The organism is Pseudanabaenaceae cyanobacterium SKYG29 (genome assembly GCA_025055675.1).
In the GTDB taxonomy this organism is placed as follows: domain Bacteria; phylum Cyanobacteriota; class Cyanobacteriia; order Pseudanabaenales; family Pseudanabaenaceae; genus M5B4.
In genome coordinates this window covers 247,745-270,609 of sequence record JANWWT010000001.1, presented here as the reverse complement: position 1 = coordinate 270,609, position 22,865 = coordinate 247,745, and the positions used below count along the sequence as shown (strand labels likewise).

The 22,865-nt window shown below is 49.5% G+C and carries 23 protein-coding genes, 1 tRNA gene and 1 pseudogene; 11 read left to right on the top strand and 14 right to left on the bottom strand.

Features of this window, described 5'->3' with window-relative positions:
* Positions 1 to 38: 38 nt before the first annotated feature.
* The 5 genes from NZM01_01290 to NZM01_01270 are packed head-to-tail and all read right to left on the bottom strand — an operon-like array spanning position 39 to position 3,489.
* Positions 39 to 1,163, bottom strand: coding sequence for a DUF4336 domain-containing protein (locus tag NZM01_01290; protein MCS6958666.1), 1,125 nt, complete (start codon positions 1,161 to 1,163; stop codon positions 39 to 41).
* Positions 1,164 to 1,631 carry a low molecular weight phosphotyrosine protein phosphatase gene (locus NZM01_01285; protein ID MCS6958665.1) on the bottom strand — a complete coding sequence of 156 codons (468 nt, stop codon included), beginning with the start codon at positions 1,629 to 1,631 and terminating at the stop codon, positions 1,164 to 1,166.
* A gap of 4 nt (positions 1,632 to 1,635) precedes the next feature.
* Positions 1,636 to 2,025 (bottom strand): hypothetical protein, encoded by a 390-nt coding sequence (locus NZM01_01280; protein ID MCS6958664.1) that lies wholly within the window; start codon positions 2,023 to 2,025, stop codon positions 1,636 to 1,638.
* Between the two features lie 34 nt (positions 2,026 to 2,059).
* On the bottom strand, positions 2,060 to 2,263 hold the full coding sequence (locus tag NZM01_01275; protein MCS6958663.1) for a DUF751 family protein: 204 nt from the start codon (positions 2,261 to 2,263) through the stop codon (positions 2,060 to 2,062).
* Positions 2,260 to 3,489, bottom strand: a complete 1,230-nt coding sequence (locus tag NZM01_01270) for a diguanylate cyclase (GenBank protein MCS6958662.1) — start codon at positions 3,487 to 3,489, stop codon at positions 2,260 to 2,262. The genes NZM01_01275 and NZM01_01270 overlap by 4 nt, the downstream gene beginning before the upstream one ends.
* Positions 3,490 to 3,559: 70 nt before the next feature.
* On the opposite strand from NZM01_01270, the gene NZM01_01265 reads away from it, so the two are divergent.
* Positions 3,560 to 5,035, top strand: a complete 1,476-nt coding sequence (locus NZM01_01265; GenBank protein ID MCS6958661.1) for an ABC transporter ATP-binding protein — start codon at positions 3,560 to 3,562, stop codon at positions 5,033 to 5,035.
* Positions 5,032 to 5,598 carry a DUF4126 domain-containing protein gene (locus NZM01_01260; protein ID MCS6958660.1) on the top strand — a complete coding sequence of 189 codons (567 nt, stop codon included), beginning with the start codon at positions 5,032 to 5,034 and terminating at the stop codon, positions 5,596 to 5,598. The genes NZM01_01265 and NZM01_01260 overlap by 4 nt, the downstream gene beginning before the upstream one ends.
* Before the next feature lie 12 nt (positions 5,599 to 5,610).
* On the opposite strand, the gene NZM01_01255 is transcribed toward NZM01_01260, so the two are convergent.
* Positions 5,611 to 5,694: transfer RNA gene (locus NZM01_01255), tRNA-Leu, on the bottom strand.
* A gap of 43 nt (positions 5,695 to 5,737) precedes the next feature.
* Here NZM01_01255 and dusB point away from each other — a divergent pair.
* The 5 genes from dusB (at position 5,738) to NZM01_01230 (ending at position 11,741) form a co-directional block, all read left to right on the top strand.
* On the top strand, positions 5,738 to 6,727 hold the full coding sequence (gene dusB, locus NZM01_01250) for a tRNA dihydrouridine synthase DusB (GenBank protein MCS6958659.1): 990 nt from the start codon (positions 5,738 to 5,740) through the stop codon (positions 6,725 to 6,727).
* A complete protein-coding gene (gene lptC / locus NZM01_01245) occupies positions 6,724 to 7,839 on the top strand; it encodes an LPS export ABC transporter periplasmic protein LptC (GenBank protein ID MCS6958658.1) in 1,116 nt (371 codons plus the stop codon). Before dusB ends, lptC begins: the two co-directional genes overlap by 4 nt.
* A gap of 563 nt (positions 7,840 to 8,402) precedes the next feature.
* Positions 8,403 to 8,963: a hypothetical protein gene (locus tag NZM01_01240; GenBank protein MCS6958657.1), complete on the top strand. Its 561-nt coding sequence runs from the start codon at positions 8,403 to 8,405 to the stop codon at positions 8,961 to 8,963.
* A 294-nt stretch (positions 8,964 to 9,257) separates the two neighbouring features.
* Positions 9,258 to 11,216 (top strand): FG-GAP-like repeat-containing protein, encoded by a 1,959-nt coding sequence (locus tag NZM01_01235; GenBank protein ID MCS6958656.1) that lies wholly within the window; start codon positions 9,258 to 9,260, stop codon positions 11,214 to 11,216.
* Between the two features lie 96 nt (positions 11,217 to 11,312).
* Entirely contained in the window at positions 11,313 to 11,741 is a 429-nt protein-coding gene (locus tag NZM01_01230) for a photosystem I reaction center subunit II (protein MCS6958655.1), read from the top strand.
* A 16-nt stretch (positions 11,742 to 11,757) separates the two neighbouring features.
* On the opposite strand, the gene trmB is transcribed toward NZM01_01230, so the two are convergent.
* Genes trmB through thrC form a run of 4 tightly spaced genes read right to left on the bottom strand, consistent with a single transcriptional unit; the run spans position 11,758 to position 15,863 of the window.
* Complete coding sequence (gene trmB, locus NZM01_01225) at positions 11,758 to 12,426, bottom strand: tRNA (guanosine(46)-N7)-methyltransferase TrmB (GenBank protein ID MCS6958654.1); 669 nt, start codon at positions 12,424 to 12,426, stop codon at positions 11,758 to 11,760.
* Positions 12,426 to 13,313 carry a trypsin-like peptidase domain-containing protein gene (locus NZM01_01220; GenBank protein MCS6958653.1) on the bottom strand — a complete coding sequence of 296 codons (888 nt, stop codon included), beginning with the start codon at positions 13,311 to 13,313 and terminating at the stop codon, positions 12,426 to 12,428. The genes trmB and NZM01_01220 overlap by 1 nt, the downstream gene beginning before the upstream one ends.
* 54 nt (positions 13,314 to 13,367) lie before the next feature.
* Positions 13,368 to 14,528 (bottom strand): 1-deoxy-D-xylulose-5-phosphate reductoisomerase, encoded by a 1,161-nt coding sequence (locus tag NZM01_01215; protein MCS6958652.1) that lies wholly within the window; start codon positions 14,526 to 14,528, stop codon positions 13,368 to 13,370.
* A gap of 42 nt (positions 14,529 to 14,570) precedes the next feature.
* Positions 14,571 to 15,863: a threonine synthase gene (gene thrC / locus NZM01_01210; protein MCS6958651.1), complete on the bottom strand. Its 1,293-nt coding sequence runs from the start codon at positions 15,861 to 15,863 to the stop codon at positions 14,571 to 14,573.
* A 192-nt stretch (positions 15,864 to 16,055) separates the two neighbouring features.
* Here thrC and NZM01_01205 point away from each other — a divergent pair, with 192 nt between their 5' ends.
* Entirely contained in the window at positions 16,056 to 16,715 is a 660-nt protein-coding gene (locus NZM01_01205) for a hypothetical protein (GenBank protein ID MCS6958650.1), read from the top strand.
* A gap of 95 nt (positions 16,716 to 16,810) precedes the next feature.
* Positions 16,811 to 17,116 carry a DUF3155 domain-containing protein gene (locus tag NZM01_01200; GenBank protein MCS6958649.1) on the top strand — a complete coding sequence of 102 codons (306 nt, stop codon included), beginning with the start codon at positions 16,811 to 16,813 and terminating at the stop codon, positions 17,114 to 17,116.
* 4 nt (positions 17,117 to 17,120) lie between these two features.
* On the opposite strand, the gene metK is transcribed toward NZM01_01200, so the two are convergent.
* From metK to NZM01_01180, 4 genes are all read right to left on the bottom strand, one after another.
* Positions 17,121 to 18,341, bottom strand: a complete 1,221-nt coding sequence (gene metK, locus NZM01_01195; protein MCS6958648.1) for a methionine adenosyltransferase — start codon at positions 18,339 to 18,341, stop codon at positions 17,121 to 17,123.
* 45 nt (positions 18,342 to 18,386) lie between these two features.
* Positions 18,387 to 18,554: a hypothetical protein gene (locus NZM01_01190; GenBank protein MCS6958647.1), complete on the bottom strand. Its 168-nt coding sequence runs from the start codon at positions 18,552 to 18,554 to the stop codon at positions 18,387 to 18,389.
* An 83-nt stretch (positions 18,555 to 18,637) separates the two neighbouring features.
* On the bottom strand, positions 18,638 to 19,708 hold the full coding sequence (locus tag NZM01_01185; GenBank protein ID MCS6958646.1) for an undecaprenyl/decaprenyl-phosphate alpha-N-acetylglucosaminyl 1-phosphate transferase: 1,071 nt from the start codon (positions 19,706 to 19,708) through the stop codon (positions 18,638 to 18,640).
* 51 nt (positions 19,709 to 19,759) lie between these two features.
* A complete protein-coding gene (locus tag NZM01_01180; protein MCS6958645.1) occupies positions 19,760 to 20,944 on the bottom strand; it encodes a Coenzyme F420 hydrogenase/dehydrogenase, beta subunit C-terminal domain in 1,185 nt (394 codons plus the stop codon).
* 171 nt (positions 20,945 to 21,115) lie between these two features.
* On the opposite strand from NZM01_01180, the gene NZM01_01175 reads away from it, so the two are divergent.
* Positions 21,116 to 22,366 (top strand): efflux RND transporter periplasmic adaptor subunit, encoded by a 1,251-nt coding sequence (locus NZM01_01175; GenBank protein ID MCS6958644.1) that lies wholly within the window; start codon positions 21,116 to 21,118, stop codon positions 22,364 to 22,366.
* Positions 22,367 to 22,448: 82 nt separating this feature from the next.
* Positions 22,449 to 22,763: pseudogene (locus NZM01_01170) on the top strand (calcium-binding protein).
* The last annotated feature ends 102 nt before the right edge of the window (positions 22,764 to 22,865 follow it).

Below are 22,865 nucleotides of genomic sequence, written 5' to 3'. Positions count from 1 at the left end.
TGGATAGCACTGTGTTGCACAACACCAACCGCTGCCTCTTAAGACTTCGGTCTTGGTCTAGCAATCCCTTTTTCTACTAGAAACGCTTCCAATTCCATGACAAATTTAGTGTCAGAGTCTGGCAACTTGGTATTCTCAAAGGCTTGACGCAAATCTTGTGCAGTAGCAGGGATGGGTGCCTTTAAGTGACAGGGAATGATCTGGGTAAAATCCCACTGACATACCCGATCAAGCCAATTTTTCACAGCATAGGGAGCTTGGGGCAATATTAACTCTTGCAGAATAGGAGCCACGATCGGTCTGCCGCCCCCCCACAGGTGATAGAAAGACTCCTCCCAATTGTGTTGCCAGCGGAAAGGATAGAGACCAAAGTAGTTACGGGGAGAACGATCGGGGGAGCTAAGGGCTTGCTTGACAGTTGCCCACAGGGAGAGGGATTGTACAGCAGCGGGACGGAAATAGGTGGCAAACAAAGCAATCCGATGCCAACCCTTGCGGCGGTGTTCAGGGGTATCCGTAGGCATCTCAGCAGCAGTGTCACGGCTGTGGAACAGGAGAGGAAAAGGGTCAACCGTGAGAATTTCCGGTGGCTCCAGGCTAAAGGCAATCACCAAATCCGTCAGCAAGAGACTGCGCGTCGGTTTGTGATACAGGGCTATCTCCGCGAAATTGCCCTTACCCAAATCAATCTGCAAAATTGCATGGTCAAATTCTGTCCCCCAAGGTGTAACCCCCTCCCTAATCACTTCCCCTTGTATGCCCAACCAACTGCTGGGCAAATTGATGGGAAAACTCCACTGCCCTGGGGCTAACCATACCTGCGCCTGGGGAAAGCGGCGGCGAAAAGCGGGTAAATATACCTTGTGCTCTAACCCCGAAGTGGTAGGCAGTATGATGTGCTTGACGTCACCGTAACGATCGATCAAGGGCTGTAACAGGGACAGACATTCCTGGGTAGGAGCAACAGGGGCATAGACTAGCAAACCTCCCCCCCCCAACGCCACAACCGTCATGCGAATTGGCACCACCGCGTACAAAATTCCCTGCAACTGGTCGAACACCCAAACCCGATCGGGGACAATTTCCCGACAGAGAGTGGGGCGTTGACTATAGGGGTAGAGGGGTAATAAAAACCAATACCCCCAAAAACGGGATAAGTGCATCTACTTAGTTAACGACTCCAATAAGCCCTCACAGGCATCCAACAGCAAATCCAGGACATAATTAAAACCCTCCTCCCCACCATAGTAGGGGTCTGGCACTTCCCTCACCTTGTACTGGCGGCAATAACTACACATCATCCTTACCTTATCGTGATACTTGCCCTGGGGGTCAAGACTGAGAATATCGCGATAGTTACTGTAATCCATCGCCAAAATTAAATCATATTCCCGCAAATCCATTGGTTCTAACTGCCTAGCTGACCCCACCATCTCAATTCCCCTTGCCCTAGCCGCTTTCTGCATCCGCCGATCGGGAGGTGCACCGATGTGGTAACCCGCTGTCCCCGCTGAGTCACAAATGATTTCCCCTTCCAGTCCCCGCTGTTTTATGAGGAAATTCATGATATTCTCGGCTGCAGGCGATCGGCAAATATTGCCGAGGCAGACAAACAGTAATTTCTTAGGCATGGGACTAGTTATTGCGGGACTGGCGCAGTTCTTCCAGCAGGTCGCGGATGGTTGCCTGGTTGTTCTTAGCTAAATCCGATGCCACCTCCGTCATGCGCAGTAGTTCTCGGGAAGATTCCATAGCATCCCGCATTGTCCGCGACAGCTCCAAAATAGCACAGGCTTGCTCATTAAAGGTCTTGTAGGTGGTGTTGAGGGATTCCTGCTGGGAGATGGATATGTGCAACAATCGTTCCATGTTATGGGATTGGGTGATAATTACCTCTGTAATCTTATCGAGGCGCGCGCCCTGGGCTTGAGCTAATTCCATATAAACTCCCGTATATTGGGTTAGTTTTTCCACCACCGTCACCAGTTGCTTTAGCCGTTGATCAATGTCCTCCAGTACCGACATAACTTCTCCTTCTCACTACTCCTAGGATAACAAGTTAGAGACTATCTAGCCCCAACATGGCCCGTAAAATTAGGACTAGACAAATTGTGGCACTAATGGTAGCACTGATGAGGGCAATTGCGGTCACAGGTTTTCGCAGTAGGGGAGCGAGGGGCTGGAGGGCAAACCAAATCACCCCCAACATGATGGAAATTAGGTAGCGGGGGTAACGACTGACGTTGACAAAAAAGTCCTTCATGGCACTAGGGTCAATGACTGATGTACTACTCTATTTCTACCACCTTGCTTGGCACGGTAGAGGGATTCATCCGCTTTTTGTAGCAGTTGGGTGGGCTGCATATCCATGCTGGGTATAGTCGTGGCAATCCCCACACTGACAGTGACATGGTCAGCAACACTGGAGGTGCGGTGGGGAATTTTTAAGCTACTGACCTGCTGTAAAATTTTTTCGGCTACGTGTAATGCTCCCGCTGCCCCAGTTTCAGGCAAAATGACGGCAAATTCTTCCCCCCCGTACCTAGCAACAACATCGGCGGGGCGTCTGACAGCCAGTTGAATCGCCTTTGCCACTTCCTTGAGGCAGGCATCCCCTGCCAGGTGCCCGTAGGTATCATTGTACTTTTTGAAGTAATCCACATCACAGAGAATTATGGACAGAGGACTTTCCGATCGGCTGAGTCTGCGCCATTCCTGCTCCAATTTTTCGTCAAACAGACGGCGGTTGGACACCTGGGTCAAGCCATCAATCATAGCTAGGCGTTGCAATTGTTCGTTAGCATTGCGCAGTTCTTGCGCTTGTTGTTCAATTTTTTTACGGCTGCGAAAATCCCGCAGTTGGGAGTCCAGTAACAATCGATTAAATAACCAAGCTGCTCCTGTTACCACAATGCCCGAGAGCCAAGCGTTAGTTAAGTAAATGGGTTTATTCATGGTGGCTTGACTGGGAATAAAAGTAATGCAGATGAAGTAGAAGAGAGCATTGAGACTAAAAATTAAAAACCCCGATCGGTTGGGGTAGTAGAAGAAAACAGCAAAAATAAAAATACCAATGATGTAAGCAGTGACAAAGCCCGTTTGTATCCAGTTCAACAGAAACATGACATTGGTATAAAACAGTAGGGCAATGCCATAGCTATACCAGAGTTTTTCATGGCGAGCTTGTAATTCCGGAACAGTAAGAGCATCTTCAACGGAGGATAGGTACAAAAACGCTGAGGAGCTAAATACCAGAAATACCTGCAGCCAAATGACAAACCCCGCCAAACTGAACTCTAGGATAGGTAAGCGCTTGGTAATATAGACAACACCGACACAAATTCCTACTGCTAAGATAAAGGTAAACCAAACTAAGACCTTCGATCGGGCATAATTCCTAAAGGTGACTTCCCTGATGAAGTCTTTACGCCCCTCAGGAGGGATGCTGGTCTCGCCACTGAGAAGACTGAGAAACTGGAGAAGGCGCATAGTCTTGATTGATTCCCTCCTATATCATAGATTTCTGTCATCCTAAAATCTATAAACTTTCCCAGGACGATTGTTACAGCTGCAGGAGTTATCGGTGTCCTATCGGGCGGGGGGTAAAGTCCTCGATCGGGTGAGCCTGACATTGGCGGAGGGGGAGGTATTAGGTTTGGTGGGGGAAAGTGGTTGCGGCAAGTCCACATTGGCACGGGCAGTGGTGGGGATTCTGCCCCAAGGAACAATGGTTACGGGGGAAATACGCCTAGGGGGAGAGTCCTGGTCACCCAACTGGCGGGGGCGGAAGGTAGGCTTAATTTTGCAAGACCCCATGACTAGGTTTAATCCTTTTATGACAGTCATAGCCCATGCCAGGGAAATGCTGGTTGCCCATGGGATCAGTGCAAGGGAGGTCAAGTCCCGCCTAGAGAAGGCGTTGCTACAAGTGCAAATTGATCCCCGCTATGCCTACAGCTATGCCCATGAGTTAAGTGGGGGGATGCGCCAACGGGTGATGATTGCTTTAACACTCCTGCTCCAACCCCAACTGTTGATTGCCGATGAACCTACCACCAGCTTGGACGGGCAAACTGCTCGATCGGTTTTACACCTGATGACCTCTCTCTGTCGCCAGCAGGAGAAGGGGTTACTACTGATCAGCCACGATTTGGAGTTGGTCAGGCGCTATTGCGATCGTGTAGCAGTCATGGCAGCAGGGAAAATAGTGGAAGTTGCCAGTCCCGATCGGTTGCTCAAAGTGCCCCAGCATCCCTATACCCGCCAGTTAGTGGAGAGTTGTCGTCCCTATGCCAGACAATCTTTGGTAAATAGCGATGGGCCCGTTCTAGTGGCAAGGGAGTTGACGAAAAAATACGGGCAATTTAAGGCAGTAGATAATGTTAGTTTTGTGCTGTACCCCCAGGAGGTGTTAGGCATAATTGGTGCTAGTGGTAGTGGCAAGAGTACCACCGCTAGAATGGTGGCTGATTTAATTAAACCCGACGGGGGCAACGTCCTGATTCACAACCAAAAATTATCTGGCAAAAAACTAGCTCGCTTAGTACAGATGATTTTCCAAGACCCTAGGGCTTCCCTCAATCCCAAAATGACGATCGGGCAAGCCATTGCTGACCCCCTTATGATTCACAACATTGACTGTGACCGTTACCAATCTGTGCGTAACTTATTGGAACAGGTGGGTTTATCTGCCCAATTCATGCATCGTTATCCCCAGGAACTGTCAGGGGGGCAACTGCAACGCGTAGCGATCGCTAGGGCATTAATTTTACAGCCCCAAATTCTCATCTGTGATGAACCTGTCAGTATGCTAGACGCAAATTGGCAATGGCAGATTTTACAACTGTTAGCAGACTTGCAAAAACAATACCATCTTTCCCTCCTATTTATTACCCATGACTTGAACTTGGCACGACACTTCTGCGATCGTCTATTAGTTATGTATAGGGGGCAAATTGTAGAAACTGGTACAGCGGCACAAATTATGACTAATCCTCAACACCCTTACACCCAGGAGCTAGTCAAACAAGTATGAACACTCTGGGACAAATAGCACTCGGTCTTTGTCTTGCCAGTGCCGCGGGACTGAGGGTGTTTGTGGCTTTACTGGTATGGGCAATAACTAGCAAAATGGGCTTAATTATCATTGATCAGAGTTGGTCAATCTCCCTCCAACTGCTCAGTATTTTCACGATCGGGGCTGTGGTAGAAGTTATGCTTTTTTTCCGTCCTCGCTGGGACAATTTACTGGATGCCGTAGCCCTTCCCCTCTCTGCTGTAGTTGGGAGTCTGACCATGGCAAGTGTACTGTATAACTTCCCTAACTGGGGGCAGTGGTTGATTGCCATACTTCTAGGGGGGGGAGTCGCCCTTCTGTTAAAAATAACCACTACGCTGCTGAGGGCAGATATTACCAAGAGAACAGGGGGAATTAATAACGGGTTATTCGCGACGATGGAGTTGGGTGGCTGTTTGGGATTACTACTTCTGGCTTTGCTAGAACCCCATCTGGGGGCTTGCAGTGCTTTGGGTTTGGCAGGGGTAGCCTTGCGTTATTCATGGCTGGAGCTACCAAAGTGGGTTACAAAGAACAAGTGAATTTTGTGTCTATGGGCAGAGAGAGACTCGAACTCTCATGGTGTTGCCACCGGCAGATTTTGAGTCTGCTGCGTCTACCAGTTTCGCCATCCGCCCAGGACTTTTTATAATAGCAGAGAAATCGCAAAAGCGCTACCCTATGGTGGATGTCAAACAGCCCCTTAAAATTGGCAACCTCACTCTCTACAGCCGTGTGTTTCAGTCCCCCCTGTCGGGAGTAACAGACATGGTGTTTCGGCGCTTTGTCCGACGGTTTGCCCCCCGGTCGCTGATGTACACAGAAATGGTCAACGCTACGGGACTGCACTATGTCAAAGGTTTACCCCAGATCATGGAGGTGGACAGGGAGGCAGAAACACCCATTGCCATCCAGTTATTTGACTGTCGACCGGATTTTTTAGCAGAGGCAGCAGAGAAGGCGGTGGCAGAGGGGGCAGACTTGGTGGACATTAATATGGGTTGTCCTGTGAATAAGATTACGCGCAATGGGGGGGGGTCTTCTCTGCTCAGGCAACCACGGCTTGCCCAAGAAATTGTGCGGCGAGTGGCAGCAGCGGTTCCTGTACCTGTCACGGTTAAAACCCGCATTGGTTGGTCAGACCAAGAGATTAACATTGTGGAATTTGCCCAGCGGATGGAGGATGCAGGAGCGCAATTGATCACTGTCCACGCTCGCACCCGTGCCCAGGGCTATAATGGCAGTGCCAGGTGGGAGTGGATTCGGCGGGTGAAAGAGGTAGTCAGGATTCCCGTGATTGCTAATGGGGATATTTTTTCCCTGGAAGCAGCGATCGCTTGCCTGGAGCAGACGGGGGCAGATGGGGTGATGTGTTCACGCGGGACAATGGGGTATCCCTATTTGGTGGGAGAGATTGACTACTTTTTCCAAACGGGTCAGAGAAAAGCTCCTCCCACTATCCAGGAGAAGCTGCTGTTGGCGCGAGAACATTTACAAGCTCTCTACGAATACAAGGGCACTAGCGGGCTGAGACAAGCGCGTAAACACATGACTTGGTACGCTAAGGGGTTTCCCGGTGCTGCCACCCTGCGGGATCAACTCTGTCGCTTTGACACTCTGCAGGAGGGTTTAGACCTCATCGATCGAGCGATCGAGGCAGCCAGCCCATGAGACCTTTACCCCTGGCTTTAACTCTAACGACAGTGGGAGTTGCCATAGGAGCGGGGCTATGGGTGTACTTGAACCCCATCACAGAGCAAAAAGTTACGCCTGTCCCTCCCCCTGGTTCTACCCTCGGCAATGTCACTCTGACAGAATTTGATAGTCAGGGCAACTTAATCTGGGAAATCAAAGCTAGTAAAGCAGACTATAACGAAGAAAATTTCACCGCTACAATTGTCACCGTCTCAGGTAAGTTCTATCGCCAGGGCAAGGTTTTAATTGAGGCAGAGGGTAAGGCGGGTTCGGTCAATCAAAAGGAGCGCAAAATCACTATTGATGGGGACATTAAAGCCCGCCTCCTGGATGAAAATGTTGAACTAAAAGCCGATCGTTTAGTTTGGCAAGCAGATGAGGACCTCCTCACAGCTACAGGCAATATCAAAATTCAACAACCCGATCGGAAAATTACTCTTGTGGGCAAATCTCTGCGTGCTACTCCTAGTAAAAGTCATTTCACTTTAGCGGAGGCAGTACAAATTAGCAGTGCACAACCCCCTATCTCTATCAAAGCACCTGCTTTAACTTGGGCAGCACCTGAGCAGATAGTCCGCATTGATGTACCTTTCCAAGCTACTTACCAAAAGGAAGATTTAACGCTTAAGGCGCAAAAAGGTGTTTGGCAAATTCAGAAGCAAATTTTGCAACTCCCCCAATCTGCCAGACTTGTAGCGACTAAAAGGGGATGGGAACTGAATTCCCGTAATCTAGAGTGGCATATTAAAGAAAGTCTAGTGAAACTCCCCCAACCTGTGGAAATTAAAAGTCCCTCCCGCGGTTACCTGGTCTCTAGTCAACAAGGTGTAGTTAATCTGGCACAACAGATTATTCAGCTCTCTGGCAACGTTAAGGCTATTTCTACCTTTGACCAATCTCAGGTCAACGCCGATCGGGCAACCTGGAATATCCCCCAACAACTAGTCACTGCCGAGGGCAATGTTTTTTATCAGCAGGCTCGCAGTGACCTTCAGGTTAGGGGCGATCGAGCAGTGGCAGATTTAGCAAGACAAACGATCGAAGTTTCTAGTGCTAAGGCAGTAGAGACTCTAGTTATACCCCCTTAGTACCTCAAGATGAGGTTTTCATGAAAAATCAATAGACGAAAGTGATGATTACGTCTGGGACAAGAGAGACAAGGTTGACTCATAAGTCAGAGTTTTTTTAACAAAATAAGCTATATCATTAGAAAGTCGAAACTCCCAGTTAAGTAAAAACAAAGGGTGATAATAGTTGTACTATTTCCAGGAGAATTTGAGCTAGGGTCGTTTCCCTTTTCAGTGTTTTAGTTTGCAGCTGCTTGCATGAAAGAGTCAAAACAGGGAAAGCAGGGTTCAATCACATCCGCCCCTGCCTGCTTCAATCAGTTAGTCACTGGCAGTAATAAAAAGAATAAAGAATAATCGGACACTGAGATTAGCTCTTTGGACGGAGGACTGCTGCCCAGTTTCAGGGGCATTAGTGAGCAACGGGGCTGACCTACCACTGTATGACTGGGAGTGACAACAAAATAACTTAGTGATTTGGATAACTGATGGAGAATGATCGATCACACTGTCATATCGGAGTACTCCCGACACAATACTGACTAAGGAAGTATTCCTGAATCATGTATCCACAGAGGTTCACAATGATGACGCGCCAACTGACCGCAGCCCTACTGACAGCATTGACTGCCGTCGGATGTCCCGTTGTAGCTCAGACTCCCATTCGTCCTGAGACCGTTGAACAGCTAAAACAGCATATACGCCCGATTACCAATCCCGCCCAAGTATTAGCATGCCCTGATTTGGCGGCACAAGGGATCAATTTCACCCTCCTCAGCCGCACCAATGCCTTTCAGGGGCGGGTACGGATTACTGGCGTAATTCGCAACCAGGGGACAACCGCTTACTTATCCAATGCCAACCAGCAGATGGTTTATTTGTATGAACAAAATCCTGGTGGACAGCCCCGCCTTCTGGCCCAACAGCCTTTCCAAAACCTTGGTCTTGGTCAGGAAGTTAGGGTGGTTTTTGAGCGCAATTGGCATCGCTCCTCTCCAGCTGAAGGAGAATTTCCCCCCAGCTATATTGTAGAGGTGGGCTATGACCCAGACATTCGTATAGACAACAACCCCCACAATGACGACTGTCGCTTGGACAATAATCGCCTCGAACGCAGTGGCAGTGCCATCAACGCTCTATTTTGATTTGTTACGGAGCTGCTCCCCAAAGGCTTAAACCCCGCTATAGCAGCTGTCCATACTAACTATGTTGGTTGCCGGAGCAGTGGGTTTCAAGCTAGTAATGATGACCTCGAATTACGCAGTATGTATATTGATGTTGCCATTCACCCTTAGTTGGACATCTGACATCTGCCAGGACTTAAAAATTATTTTGAGTTTGGGTTAATCATTGACTGCTTTAAGCTTTGCAGAGCTTGCATGTTTTATGCCTTTTTCATTTGAGGTTCGGCTGTCATTCAACACTATTGGAGAGTAAGTATGTTTAATCCTGTGACCTTGAGTACTCCCTTCAGCCCTAGTCAACTGACCGGTTACAATGGACTAGAGTTTTTCTTCGGTAGCGACCCCAGAAAGGCTCTCTGGATTGAACCGATCGGTGATTTAGACAACGACGGCTATGGTGACCTTCTCATAAATACTAATGGTACAGACAAGTACATTGTCTACGGTCATGCTCCAGGTAAACCACCCAAAAATTCCCCTAACTCCTCTCCTTTCGCGGCGGCTGTGCCTGTTGATCTCGATCGTCCCGCTCCTCTCCTTGTCAATAATAAGCCCCTTTTTCAGTCCTACGACAGTAGAGGTCGATCGTTTCGGTTGGGGCAGGATGTCAATGGCGATGGTCTCAAAGAACTGGTGGTTTTTAATAGTGACTTACCTTCTGACAGACGAAGTTACATTTTATTTGGCAAAAAGGAGGGTTTTACTCTCAATGAGATTTTGCTTGACCCAGGAGAACTAGATGGCAAGAGAGGATTTTATCTTGCTACTGGTGTTCATAATGATTTTTATCTTGCCACTGGTGTTTATAGTGATTTTGATGGGGATGTCAACGGAGATGGGATTGTTGATCTGGCTGGTCCTGGTTTTGTTTTCTTTGGTACAAGAGGGGACTTTCCGCCAGTTCTACACCATGGCTTAATTGACGGCAGCAATGGCTTTCTGATCAAAAACGGTAACAATACTGTGTTCATTAGAAATGCCAAGGATGTAAATGGAGACGGACGGAGTGATCTGATTGTTGCTCCTAATCGCATCTTGCTCTCCTCGAGTAATTATCCGCCTGTGTTTGATCTAACTGTCCCCAACCCTAGTTTGTTGATAGAAATGCCACCGTCAACCCCCTTGGCATTGGCACGAATTCGCCCCTTGGGAGATGTAAACCGGGATGGCTTTGCTGACTTTGCCTACGTGATAAATCTCCCATGGTCTACTGAAGCTGGTACAACTACTCTGTATTTCGGTAGTGCTAATCCCAGTCAGATTACTGCCAAGGATTCTAGCCTCTCCTTTCCCCCTGGTTATGGTGTTTACGATGCTGCTGACTTCAACAATGATGGGTTTGTTGATTTGTTAATGGCTACCCATAGTAGTCCTCCCGCCTTTAGACAGTCTGGGTCCCCCGCCACCTATATTGCCTTCGGGGGATTACAGGGGTTTTCACAACCGCAAGGGATTGCTATCCAGACAAAAAATATTGGTGATTTTAATGGTGATGGCATAACTGACCTCTATGCCCACGACAAGATTTTGTTTGGTGGTACATTAATTCGACGGTTAGAGGATGCAGAAGTAGACGGTAAAAACGGCATTTTCATTGGTACAGGCTTTACACCAGTAGGAGATTTTAATGGTGATGGTAGGGTGGATTTGGCAAAAGGTGGTCTGGTCATTTTGGGTACCGATCGTATCAACAATTCCCGTACATACCTGAGTGTGACGGGCGGTGTTTATCATCACTTTTCCTTTCCCCAATTGGGATATACGAATGCCGATAGTCTAGTCTTTTATGCCTCTAATAACGGTCCCGACTGGGTGTATGGCGGTTGGGGGAATGATACCTTAGTCGGAGAATCTGGACACATGGATCAATTTAGCGGCGGACCGGGGAATGATGCGTTTGTTTTGAAAGATCAGTATGGTCTGCAAATCGGTAAAAGTTTTGCCGTCATTTGGGATTTTGAAAAAGGTCAGGATAAAGTGGTTGTGCACGGGACTGCCAACGACTACTTCTTTGTGGAGGACAATAACGCCTGGCTGGATAACAAGAATGCTCCTTTTCTGAAACACCGATCGACAGATACTAGTGCCATTCCCAATACCATCTTGGCAAGACGGTGTAATTGCCCCTTTGGTGCAGTCATGATTGCCGCTTTTTCTGATGTGCAATTAGACTTGTCCGACCTCGTCTTTGTCCCCAACACCAGAGTGGTCTAGCCCCTACTGCCAATGTAAAGGAAAGTTAAGTTGTCTTGGAGAGAAGGGATCGGGAAATGTTATCTTTAATCCTAATTCTTTTACGGAGACGACGCTATGTCTGAAGAAACCCAAAAGCCTACGGGCAAGGTGCCCATTTGGGGTGGGAGTACGGGGGGCTTACTCTCTGCCGCCTTCACGGAGGAAAAGTACCTGATCACCTGGAACAGCCCTAAGCAGCAATACTTTGAAATGCCGACCGGTGGTGCCGCCATCATGCACGAAGGCGATAACATGCTTTACTTTGCTAAGAAGGAACAGGCCCTGGCTCTGGGACGGCAACTGCGCAATTTCAAGATCACCAACTACAAAATCTGGCGGGAGTTCCCCAACGGTGACCAGGTGTACCTCCATCCTGCCGATGGCGTGTTCCCAGAAAAAGTCAACCAAGGTCGTGTAGCTGTGGGCAGCGTGCCCCGCAAGATCGGTGACAATCCCAGTCCCGGCAGTATCAAGTTTTCTGGGAAGGAACCCTACGACCCCTAGTTTTGTGGAGAAGTGATTAGGAGAGGGGAGGAATGCCTCCCTTTTTTTCACTGTCTAACTGGAACACCATGCGATAGATAGGTCGGTTTCGGCGGACTGCCCAGAGTTCCCGCGCCGTAGGAATGTGGTCAGGGTAGTGGTCGCTAAATTGCCCTGCGCCTGCCAGGTTTATGAAATCGGGGTGAGCTTCAAATTGCTGTAAAATACTGCGGGCTATATCCCAAACATCTGACTGTACTAGTACCTGTCCTGTGGGACACAGAATTTGCGCTAAAGTATTGACTAATTCCCTATTGACAAGACGGCGTTTGTGTTGGCGACGCTTGAACCAAGGGTCAGGGAAGTGAATAGTGACTTCCTTCACCTTTTTGTCAGCAGGTAAGAGATAGGGCAAGGTTTGATTGATGTTGCAAAAGAGAAAGTAAACGTTGGTTAAACCCAGTTCTGCTCGACGATCGTTGCTGTATTCTACCAGGGGCTGGCGTATTTCTAAGCCTAAAAAATTCCGATCGGGATATTTCTGTGCCATTTGGAGTAAATATTCCCCCTGTCCTGAACCCAAATCCAAACTTAAGGGCAGTGACCAGTCCTGATAGACCGCTGACCAGTCAGGGGGCGGTGTTGGTTTTTGGTATTGAATTGCCAGGGGATTGACGTGTTCCCGTACTCTTACTAGACGCGCCATCAAAACTCAATCAGAATTTTACCGATTCTCCGCTCGCGGGCTATTGTCAGTACTAGGATTTTGGGATTCTGATCCAATACAGCCAGCAATTCCTGGACATCCCGTAGAGGCTGATTGTTGATAGCTAAAATTCTATCCCCCGGTCGTAACCCCACACGGCTGGCAATGGAGTTGGGATTGATCTCTTGAATGGTAAAAGTTTGGGTATCGATCGTTACCCCTAATCTTTGCCCTCTGCTTTCTGGTGGGGGAGTGGGACGGTTAGCCGTTTGATGGATGAAATTGCGGGCAGCAATCGCGCTAGTGGCAAAACCTATCCCCTGACCATTGCCGACAATGGCTTTGTTAATCCCAATCAGTTCCCCCTTGGAATTAAGGAGCGGTCCACCGGAATTCCCAGGATTGATCGCGGCATCGGTCTGTAAATCGCCATTAGGGGCAATGCGGCTCAAAATCCCTGTTGTCAACGTGCCTGCTAAGCCAAAGGGAGCACCAATGGCAAATACCCGCTGCCCCACCTGAATACCACTGGAATCTGCTAAGCGGAGAAAGGGAAAGCGCTCATTACTGCGCACACGCACTAGGGCAAGGTCGTTACGCCGATCGGTGGCAATTACATCGCCGATGAATCTACGTCCATCCTGGGTACGAACTTCTACCTGACTAGCTCTGCCAACTACATGTTCGTTGGTGAGTATCAACCCATCAGCGCTAATGAAACTGCCTGAACCTGTGCTACCACCTCCCCTTAGTGTCACTACTGCTGGCGCAGCTAATTTGTAGACATTGATTGTAATTTGTTCGTCGTTGGTAAAGGCAAAAGTATGGGGAGGAATTCCCAAAGACAAAGTAGTGGTTAATAGACCGATCGCTAGTAACTTTCTCATAGCCCACGACTTCCTGAGCACTATTTTAGACGGAAATTGCCGCTACCAGTTTCCTTACACCCTCAGTAGTTGAGCTTGCACAAAGTTGCGCGCCCACCGATCGGCTTCTAGGATGTCCTCTAGTCTGGGTTGGGAGATACAGCTATGGGCTTGGCAGGTAGCTTCAATCAGTTTGGGAATGTCCATAAAAGCAATTCTGCCACTCAGGAAGAGAGAAACCGCCTCTTCATTAGCTGCGTTTAGTACTGCGGTCATTGTCCCGCCGATTCTGCCTGCGTTGTAAGCTAATTCCATGCAGGGATATTTGCGATGGTCAGGGGCACGGAATGTCAAACTAGCACATTTGACCAGGTCTAAGCGTTCCCAGTTAGTGGTCACCCGATCGGGATAGGACAGGGCATACAACAAGGGCAACCGCATATCCGGCAAACCTAGCTGGGCTAGCACAGAAGTGTCCTGCAATTCAATCAAAGAATGGATAATGCTCTGGGGATGGATAACAATCTCGATGTGGTCATAGTCTAAGCCAAATAGGTAGTGAGCCTCAATTACCTCTAACCCCTTGTTCATCAGGGTGGCAGAATCGATCGTGATTTTTTTGCCCATACTCCAGTTGGGATGTTTGAGGGCATCGGCGACAGTGACATGGGCTAGGGCTTCCACGGGCAAATCCCTAAAGGCTCCCCCGGAAGCAGTGAGAATAATTCTGGCTAGCCCCCCCGCCGGCACTCCCTGGAGGCATTGAAAGATGGCTGAATGTTCGGAATCAGCCGGCAGTAACTTAACGCCATACTCTGCCACTAGGGGATTGATGACTGGACCACCAGCAATCAGAGTCTCCTTGTTAGCCAGGGCTATGTTTTTCCCTGCTTTGATGGCAGCGATCGTGGGCAACAATCCCGCACAACCCACTATACCTGTAACTACTGTTTCCGCCGCCCCATAGCTGGCTACCACTTGTAAACCCTCCCCCCCTGCTACCACAATCGGCATGGGGTCAACCCCTGTGAGTGCCTCCCGCAACTCCTCCAGTTTCTCTTCCCTGGCAATCCCCACTATTTCTGGCTGGAAACGCCGTACCTGATGGGCTAGTAACTCTACATTGCTACCCGCCGCTAACCCCACTATAGAAAACCGATCGGGATATTGCGCCACTATGTCAAGGGTCTGGGTGCCGATCGACCCCGTCGAACCAAGGAGAGTGATGGGCTTCATAATTTCTTTAGGTTTTCTTCTAGTCTAACCCCTACCAGCGGTTTAGACCAGAGCAGTTTGCCACTCCAGGCGATCGAGGGTCTGGGAACGTTCGTAGGCGCGTACGAAGCTGTCCAACTTAGCTTCAATTTGGAAAGGCTCGCCCACATAACCCTGTACCGCCTCCTGGGTTTTCAAACCATTGCCCGTGATGTAAACAACTGTTGTTTCCTCTGGTTCAATCTTGCCCAGTTCCACTAACTTTTTCAGGACAGCAACTGTGGTACCCCCTGCGGTTTCCGTAAAAATACCCTCTGTTTCCGCTAGGAGCTTGATGGCTTCTACAATCTCCCCATCAGTGACTGACTCAATTTCCCCTCCCGTCTGGCGGGCAACTTCTAGGGCATAGATACCATCCGCCGGATTGCCAATGGCAATACTCTTAGCAATGGTCTTGGGTTTAACCGGGGCAATAAAGTCCCGCCCTTCCTTAAATGCCTGGGCAATAGGGGAACATCCTTCTGCCTGTGCCCCACTAAATCTCACGGCTTTCTCCCCTACCAGCCCCACCTTGATAAATTCTTGGAAGCCTTTGTAAATCTTGGTAAAGAGAGAACCTGAAGCCAGAGGAGCCACAATCCGATCGGGTAATTCCCATCCCAACTGCTCTACCACCTCAAACCCCAGGGTCTTGGAACCTTCCGAGTAATAGGGGCGGAGATTGATGTTGACAAAGCCCCAACCATAGGTATTTGCCACCTCCGAGCAAAGGCGATTCACCTGGTCATAGTTGCCGTGCACAGCAAACACCTTGGGGGCATAGACCACCGTACCTAAAATCTTACCCGCTTCTAAATCGGCAGGAATAAATACACAACAGTCCAACCCCGCATGGGCAGCGATCGCTGCTGTCGAATTAGCTAAATTGCCGGTACTGGCACAAGCCACGGTAGTAAAGCCCAACTCTCGTGCCCGACTCAGGGCTACTGAGACAACCCTATCCTTAAAGCTCAAAGTCGGCATATTCACCGCATCGTTCTTGATGTAAAGACGCTTTAGCCCTAGCCTTTTCGCCAACCGTGATGCCCGCAGCAGGGGAGTCATGCCCGTCCCCACGTCAATATAATCCTCCGTCTCCACTGGCAGGAAATCCCGATACCGCCAAATCGAATGGGGCCCTGCCTCAATGCCAGACCGCGTTACCCTCGCCCCGATCGCCTCATAGTTGTAAACCACCTCCAAAGGACCAAAACACTTTTCGCACACATGCATTGCTTTGGGTTGATAGGTAGCACCACACTCCTTACAGCGGAGCAAGCTAAAGGTCTTCTCTGTACGGGTTAGGGTCGCAGTCATGGCTATTTCTATCAAGGTCAAGCCTCAGTTTACCACAACTACAACTACCCCCCAAGTAATCCCGACTAAAATAGTCTGAATTCAAGAATCAGGCTTTTTCTGTCAATATCTGGTACAAGGGAACAGTTAACTCCTTGTCAGGGAATTGGAGGGATGGGAGTATGCTTCTAGTAGGAGTTGTGAGGATTGAGTATGGGTAATCGGTGGTTAGGTTGCGGTTTGAGCTGCTTATTGCTTAGTTATGGGGTGATAGCAGCGCCTTTAGAGTATCAGACCCAAGGCAAGCCCCAGACGGCACCCCTGTCCCAGCAATTACAGGGTAAGTTTCAACTGCCCCAGTACCTGCCGACAACTCCCATTCTGACAACGGCTGACCTAGAAGCCTTAGATGCCATGGAAGCCCTCAACAAGCTACTGGAAACAGAATTTTCCCTATTTGAATACGGGTTAGCCCTGCAGAAAGCGCGGGCAGCGATCGGGACTGCTCTCCTTGACCCTAGTGCAGTTGGTATTCCCCCTTTGCAAAATGCCCTAGCTGCCCACACTCTTGCCTATGATTTCTGGCAGACCTGCTATCTCAAACCTGATGACTTCCTCTGTGATGAAAATCGCCCCGCAGTAGCGGCTGTGCTGCGCCTCTATGCCAAGCCACGTATGGCAGAGAAAATTGCCTCCCCCGCCGAAATTGCTGTCAAATTCCCCCAACCCTGGGTCAATACCCGTGTCCATGTCTCCCTGCGGGAAACCGTGGAATACATCCCCGCGGTGGAACAAAAGCGGGTGTTGCGCCTGCTGTGGACGAGGGCTTTACAGGAGACGGAAAAAGCTCGCATTGCTTTAGGCAGACTGTAGTGGCGAAAATTTGTAAAGAAAAGTTGAAATATCCCTCTTTTGGCGTAATAATTAAGGGGTGTGATTCCAAATTGCTGTGACGAGGAGGTAGTAAGTTGGCAAGAAGACGTAAGCGCAAAAGTAAGCGTCGCCAAGAAGGGAGAAAGATTCTGGAGAATGTACCTCAATTTTGCCTCGACAGTGGTGATGATAAACCCGTAACGGCTGCGCGCAAGTTCATTCAAGCCTTTAACATTGTCCCCCCTGCTCTGTTGCTGGTGCGTCGCAATGAACACACCACCGATCGTTATTTTTGGGCAGAGAAGGGCTTGTTTGGTGCCCAGTATGTAGAGGAGAACCACTTCCTATTTCCCAGTCTGCGCTGTTCGGCAGAAAAAGTAGGAGTAGCTCAATCCTCTTAACTTCTTAAGAACTGGCTAGGCTGGCAGCCCGATCGGTTTTTTCCCAGGGTAGGTCTAGGTCAGTTCTGCCAAAGTGACCATAGGCAGCCACATCTTGATAGAAGCGCCCCTGGCGTTTGCTGGGCAGGTCGGTTAGACCAAAGTTCTTGATGATGGCAGCGGGTCGGAGGTCAAATTCCGCTTTGACCAACTCTAGGAGCTTGGCATCGTCTAGTTTGCCTGTACCGAAGGTCTCGATCGTGAGACTGGTAGGGCGGGCAACACCGATGGCATAACTCACTTGTAATTCACATTTGCGGGCAAGTCCCGCTTTCACAATGTTCTTGGCAACATAGCGACAGGCATAGGCAGCGGAACGGTCAACTTTGGTGGGGTCTTTGCCAGAGAAGGCACCGCCGCCATGGCGAGCATAACCGCCATAGGTATCAACAATGATTTTGCGCCCCGTGAGACCGGAGTCCCCTTGGGGTCCGCCGATGACAAATTTGCCCGTGGGGTTGACCAAAAAGCGGGTGTGGGAGCTAGGTTTTACTTCTAGGTCAGCAAAGACGGGTTCTACTACTTGTTCCCACACGTCTTGGCGAATGCGGGCTTGTACCTTGGTATTGTCTGTGATACCGTCGATGGCGGGGGCGTGCTGGGTGGACACTAGGATTGTGTCTATGCCTACAACTTTGCCCTGGTCGTAGACGACAGTCACTTGGGTTTTGCCATCGGGACGGAGGTAGGGGAGCTGCCCCGATTTACGACAGTAGCTGAGTTGGCGGGCAATGCGGTGGGCGAGAGCAATGGGCATCGGCATCAGTTCCGGCGTTTCATCACAGGCAAAGCCGAACATGATTCCCTGGTCGCCGGCTCCGATCGCTTCTAGTAGGTCATCTTCGCTACCCTGGCGCACCTCTAAAGCCCGATCGACTCCCTGAGCAATATCAGGGGACTGCTCATCGAGGGCAACCATGACTGCGCAACTATGGGCAGCAAAACCGTTTTCCGCATGGATGTAACCAATTTCGGCAATTTTCTTTCTCGCCAGCTCTACATAATTTACCTGTGCCTTGGAGGTAATTTCCCCTGTAATTAACACTAACCCCGTATTTACCACCACTTCTGCCGCCACGCGGGATTGGGGGTCTTGGGCCAGCAGGGCATCCACGATCGCATCGGAAATTTGGTCGCAGATTTTATCTGGATGTCCTTCTGTGACGGATTCAGATGTGAAGAGCAAGGCTTGACCTCCTAGTTTGGGTAGATTTTAACCTAACATTTTCCGCTAGATTTTGATAAACATCACCAGTGCTCCTAAAGTAAGGAAGCAAAAGATGAGAGTAATGATAACAAAGACCCGATCGTTGCCAGCGTAGACCCGATTAGGCAAGGAAGCAGCCAACACTAAAACGGTGAGGAGCACTAAAGTAGTTATGAACAGCGGTAGACTCATTGCCTACTAGCTAACTCAGCTAAGTCATGTTACCCAAGAAGGGTTAAGCAATTGTTTAACTTTTGTAGAACTTTACAGAACCGTTAGGTAGCGTTATTGTTACGGCGAATCCGCTGCCAGGTACGCCAGCCCGCATAGACCATAATCCCTGTCCCGATCGCAGCGTAGGTTCCCCCGGCCGTCATCCCTGAAATAGCCAGGGCTAAACTCCCAACCCAAAGGGTCAAGGCATAGATGAACAAAACCGTATGGCGCTTGGACACTCCTGCAGCTACCAAACGATGGTGTAGGTGCCTTTTATCGGCTACAAAAGGTGATTGTCCTCTATAAAGCCGTGTCAAGATTACTGTTAAGGCATCAAATAGAGGTACAGCCAGAATGAGGTAGGGTAAAACTACTGCCATCGTTGCCACTGTCTTTGCCACACCAATCACACTGATGCCAGCCAAGGTGAAGCCTAAATAGTAGGCTCCCCCATCCCCCATAAAGATTTCCGCCGGACGATCGGGCTTGAAGTTGTAGCGTAGGAATGCTACACATCCTCCTGAGAGGGCAGCGGCAATCAAACCCGCCCCTGATTGCTTCATAAACAGACTGGTGATCAACAAAATCAGTGCCGCGATCGCTGACACCCCTGCCGCTAAGCCATCCAACCCATCAATCCAATTCACCGCATTGGCAATTCCTGCCAGCCACAGCACTGTCACAGGAAAACTCAGTACGCCCAACTGTACTAGCCCGACAAAGGGCAAGGTGATAAACTCAATGCGCACACCTACCCACCATGCTAACCCCGCCACCAACAATTGCCCGACCAAGCGGGACAGAGCAGGCAAGTCCAGGAAGTCATCCGCTAGACCAATAGCAAAAAACAACAATCCCCCGATCGTTACGCCCCAAATCTCGTATTCCTTAGGTGTGGGCAACACGCCAAACCACCCCGCCCACCAGCAAAACAATAAAGCCGTAGCTGTCCCCAAAAATATAGATACCCCCCCGATCCTAGCTACAGGTTCTTTGTGCATCTTGCGGCTGCTTGGTTTATCAACGATACCTAGGCGCAGACCAATGGTACGCACCAAGGGAGTAGTTACCCACACAACTACTGCCGACAGACCAAATGCCACAAGAAAGGGTAAGGGTTCCCGCACCATGGAGTCTTAAGAGATCATAAGACCTATGATAGGTGGGGTAGGCAGGATAGTCTAGTCGGCGGGTAGCTGATATTGACTGATGATGCGGCGGGCAAATTCAGGCACATGGCTCAGGAGTTTGTGGGGATAGCGGCGTTTGACATACAAAAAGTTGCGAATGAAATGGGAATCAATGGAAAAGCGCCCATATTCTAAACCCTTGGGACCAATGCGATTGATGATAAACCCCAACAGCCACCCTAACCACAGGGGCAGAGTGACAGCCCGGTCATAGGCTGCGATCGATTGTTGGACTGCTGCTTTGCGATTGCCCTGGGAAATAACAGGTTGGAACGTCAACACCTCTTTCGCTATTTCTAGCATCTCCCGCCCCCGCTCGTTGCGCACAACGATCCACTGCCAACCAAAGGTAGCCCCCATATAGCCCACTACTAAATCCGCTAAACTGTTGACATAATCAAAACAAGTCATACAGGAAGGAGCAAACACATCTTTTAGTTCTTTCGTATTGAGAGCAAAGAAGGGGACTTTCTCCACGGAACCATCTTCATGTTTGAAGTGCACATTAAAATCCTGCATGAATTCATAGTGGACAACTGTATGGGGCGACCGACTGGTAGTTTCTAAAAACTTCTGCAAGCCTGCTCTGGTCACATTATCGACACAGGGCGTCCCCAAAACGTAGAGCTTGTCCAAACCTAGATGTTTTTCCACTGCCCGCAAAGCCTGAATCTGACAGCCCACACCAATTACTAGCAGTTTCTTCATCCCCGATCGTTCCACCTGTTCCAGCAGGGATAAATTGGGGGAAAGGGTAGGTTTGTTCACTCTGGCTTTGTAGATTTCCGCGGGGGTGGTAGCCAGAATAGGCTTGGGTTGAAACCGATCGGTGGGGTCGGACTGCACACAGATTACCCCTTCCACCTTGCCCTGGGTGAGCATGGCAGTAGCGATCGTAGTGACGATGCCTGTCCACTGTGCGCCTGGGATGGGGTCTATCTTTTTTGCCATCCACATTTCCTGGTGCACACCGAAGTATAGTTCCTGGTCATTGGCTAAATCCCTTGGTCTACCGTGGGTATTTGCTTCCAAATGATCAAATTGTTGATGTAAGAATGCACAAGCCTCTTTCACATAGTGGATGTAGTATGTATCACAAAGACCACATTCACTGCACAGCTCTTTTGCAGGGCGGCGGTTACTGTTTGTCTGCCCTTTAGCTTTCCAATGCTTCATAAAAATAATTTGTTATGACTAATGTTTATTGTAATCCCGCAGAGATAGTTAAACAATTGTTTAAGTTTCCTACAGTTGTTATTAACCGAGGGAAAATATAAACTTTATGGGTATTGGGTTGCTGCTAGAAACAAATGTTAATATAAAGTAGCCCTACATTGGGGAACACTCATGGCAGTCACTATTTCTAAGGGTAGAACTCCTTACTGGCTATGGTGGCTAGGGGGTAGCGTCGTTTGTTTAGGAGCAATAGCCCTTCTGTCTTTGCGCCCCAATCGAGAACCGGCGGTCAGTTTAGCAAAAACAGCAGTGGTGGAGCGGATTACCCTGCCAGTCACCCTTGGTGCCAGTGGCAAAGTTGTCCCTAGTCAGACGGTCAATCTCAGTCCCAAAGTGGGGGGAAAGCTAGTTGAACTCTTGGTAGACCAGGGAGACAGGGTTGTAGAAGGGCAAATTGTGGCCAGGATGGACAGCAGTAGTATTGAACCGCAACTGCAGCAGGCAGCCGCCCTAGTTGCCAGTGCCCAAGCTAATTTAGCGCGCTTGCGAAATGGTGCCCGCCCGGAGGAAATTAATGCCGCCAAAGCGCAAGTGGCAGCTGCCCAGGCTAGAGCGGAGTTAGCGCAAAAAAGACTCGATCGGTTTGTCGCCCTTGCCAAAGAGGGAGTGATTCCTACCGATCGGATGGATGAAATTATTGCGGAAGCCAACAGTGCCCAGGCGAATTTGCGGGATAGACAGAAGCAGTTGGAAAGGTTGCTCAATGGTGCGCGTCCAGAAGAAATCGCCCAAGCGGAAGCCCAACTACAGGAAGCCCAAGCTCGCCTGGCGGCAGTGAAAGTGCAGCTGGAAGATACTATCATTCGTGCTCCCTTTGCTGGCATTATCACTCAGAAATACGCCAATGTTGGTGCGTTTGTCACTCCTACGACTACGGCAACTCTTACCTCTTCTGCGACATCCACCTCGATCGTTGCCCTTGCTAGGGGTTTAGAAATTCTGGCAGAAATCCCGGAAGTTGATATTAGCCAGGTGCAAGTGGGTCAAGCCGTAGAGATCATTGCTGATGCCTATCCCGATCGGGTCTATCAAGGTAAAGTCCGTCTGATTGCTCCTGAAGCGGTTGTCCAGCAAAATGTCACTTCCTTCCAGGTGCGCATCGACTTACTCACGGGGCAGGACCAACTCCGATCGGGTATGAACGTGGAACTAAAACTCAAGGGCAGGGAGATTCCCCAAGCGATCGTTGTGCCCACCGTCGCCATTGTCACAGAAGGGGGACAAACGGGAGTGTATGTCGATCAAGGCGGCAAGCCAGAGTTTAGACCAGTGACGATCGGGAGTACCTTTAATCAACAAACCCAAATTCTCAGCGGCTTGACGGGAGGAGAACGCATCTATTTAGAACTACCCCGCCGGTAGGGTAACCCCTTGTTAACCTACCCTAAATCTTGCCTTAACCTCAGTGTGGGAAATTGGGTTTATTGTCTGCATTGGGTCTCGTATGACAATTAACAATCCCTTCTTTCCCCTCGACAACGGCAACAACAGCTTTACTATTCAACCTACCACTCTCTCTGGTAAATTCGGCGGACTAATTGCCCTCGATGGCAATGACACAATCACGGGCAGCGCTGCCAACGATCGGGTCAACGGCAACCAAGGCAATGACTCCATTTCTGGTTTAGGCGGTAATGATACCCTCTTCGGCGGCAAGGGGGATGACATCTTAATCGGTGGGGAGGGAGACGACTGGTTGAGTGGTGACTTGGGCAACGACACCCTCACTGGTGGTCCTGGGAGAGATACCTTTGTCCTCAGACGCGAAACTGCCAGTAATGACATCATCACCGATTTCACCCCCGGTACCGATAAATTTGCCCTAGGCAAAGGTCTCACTTTTGCTGATTTAACAATCACC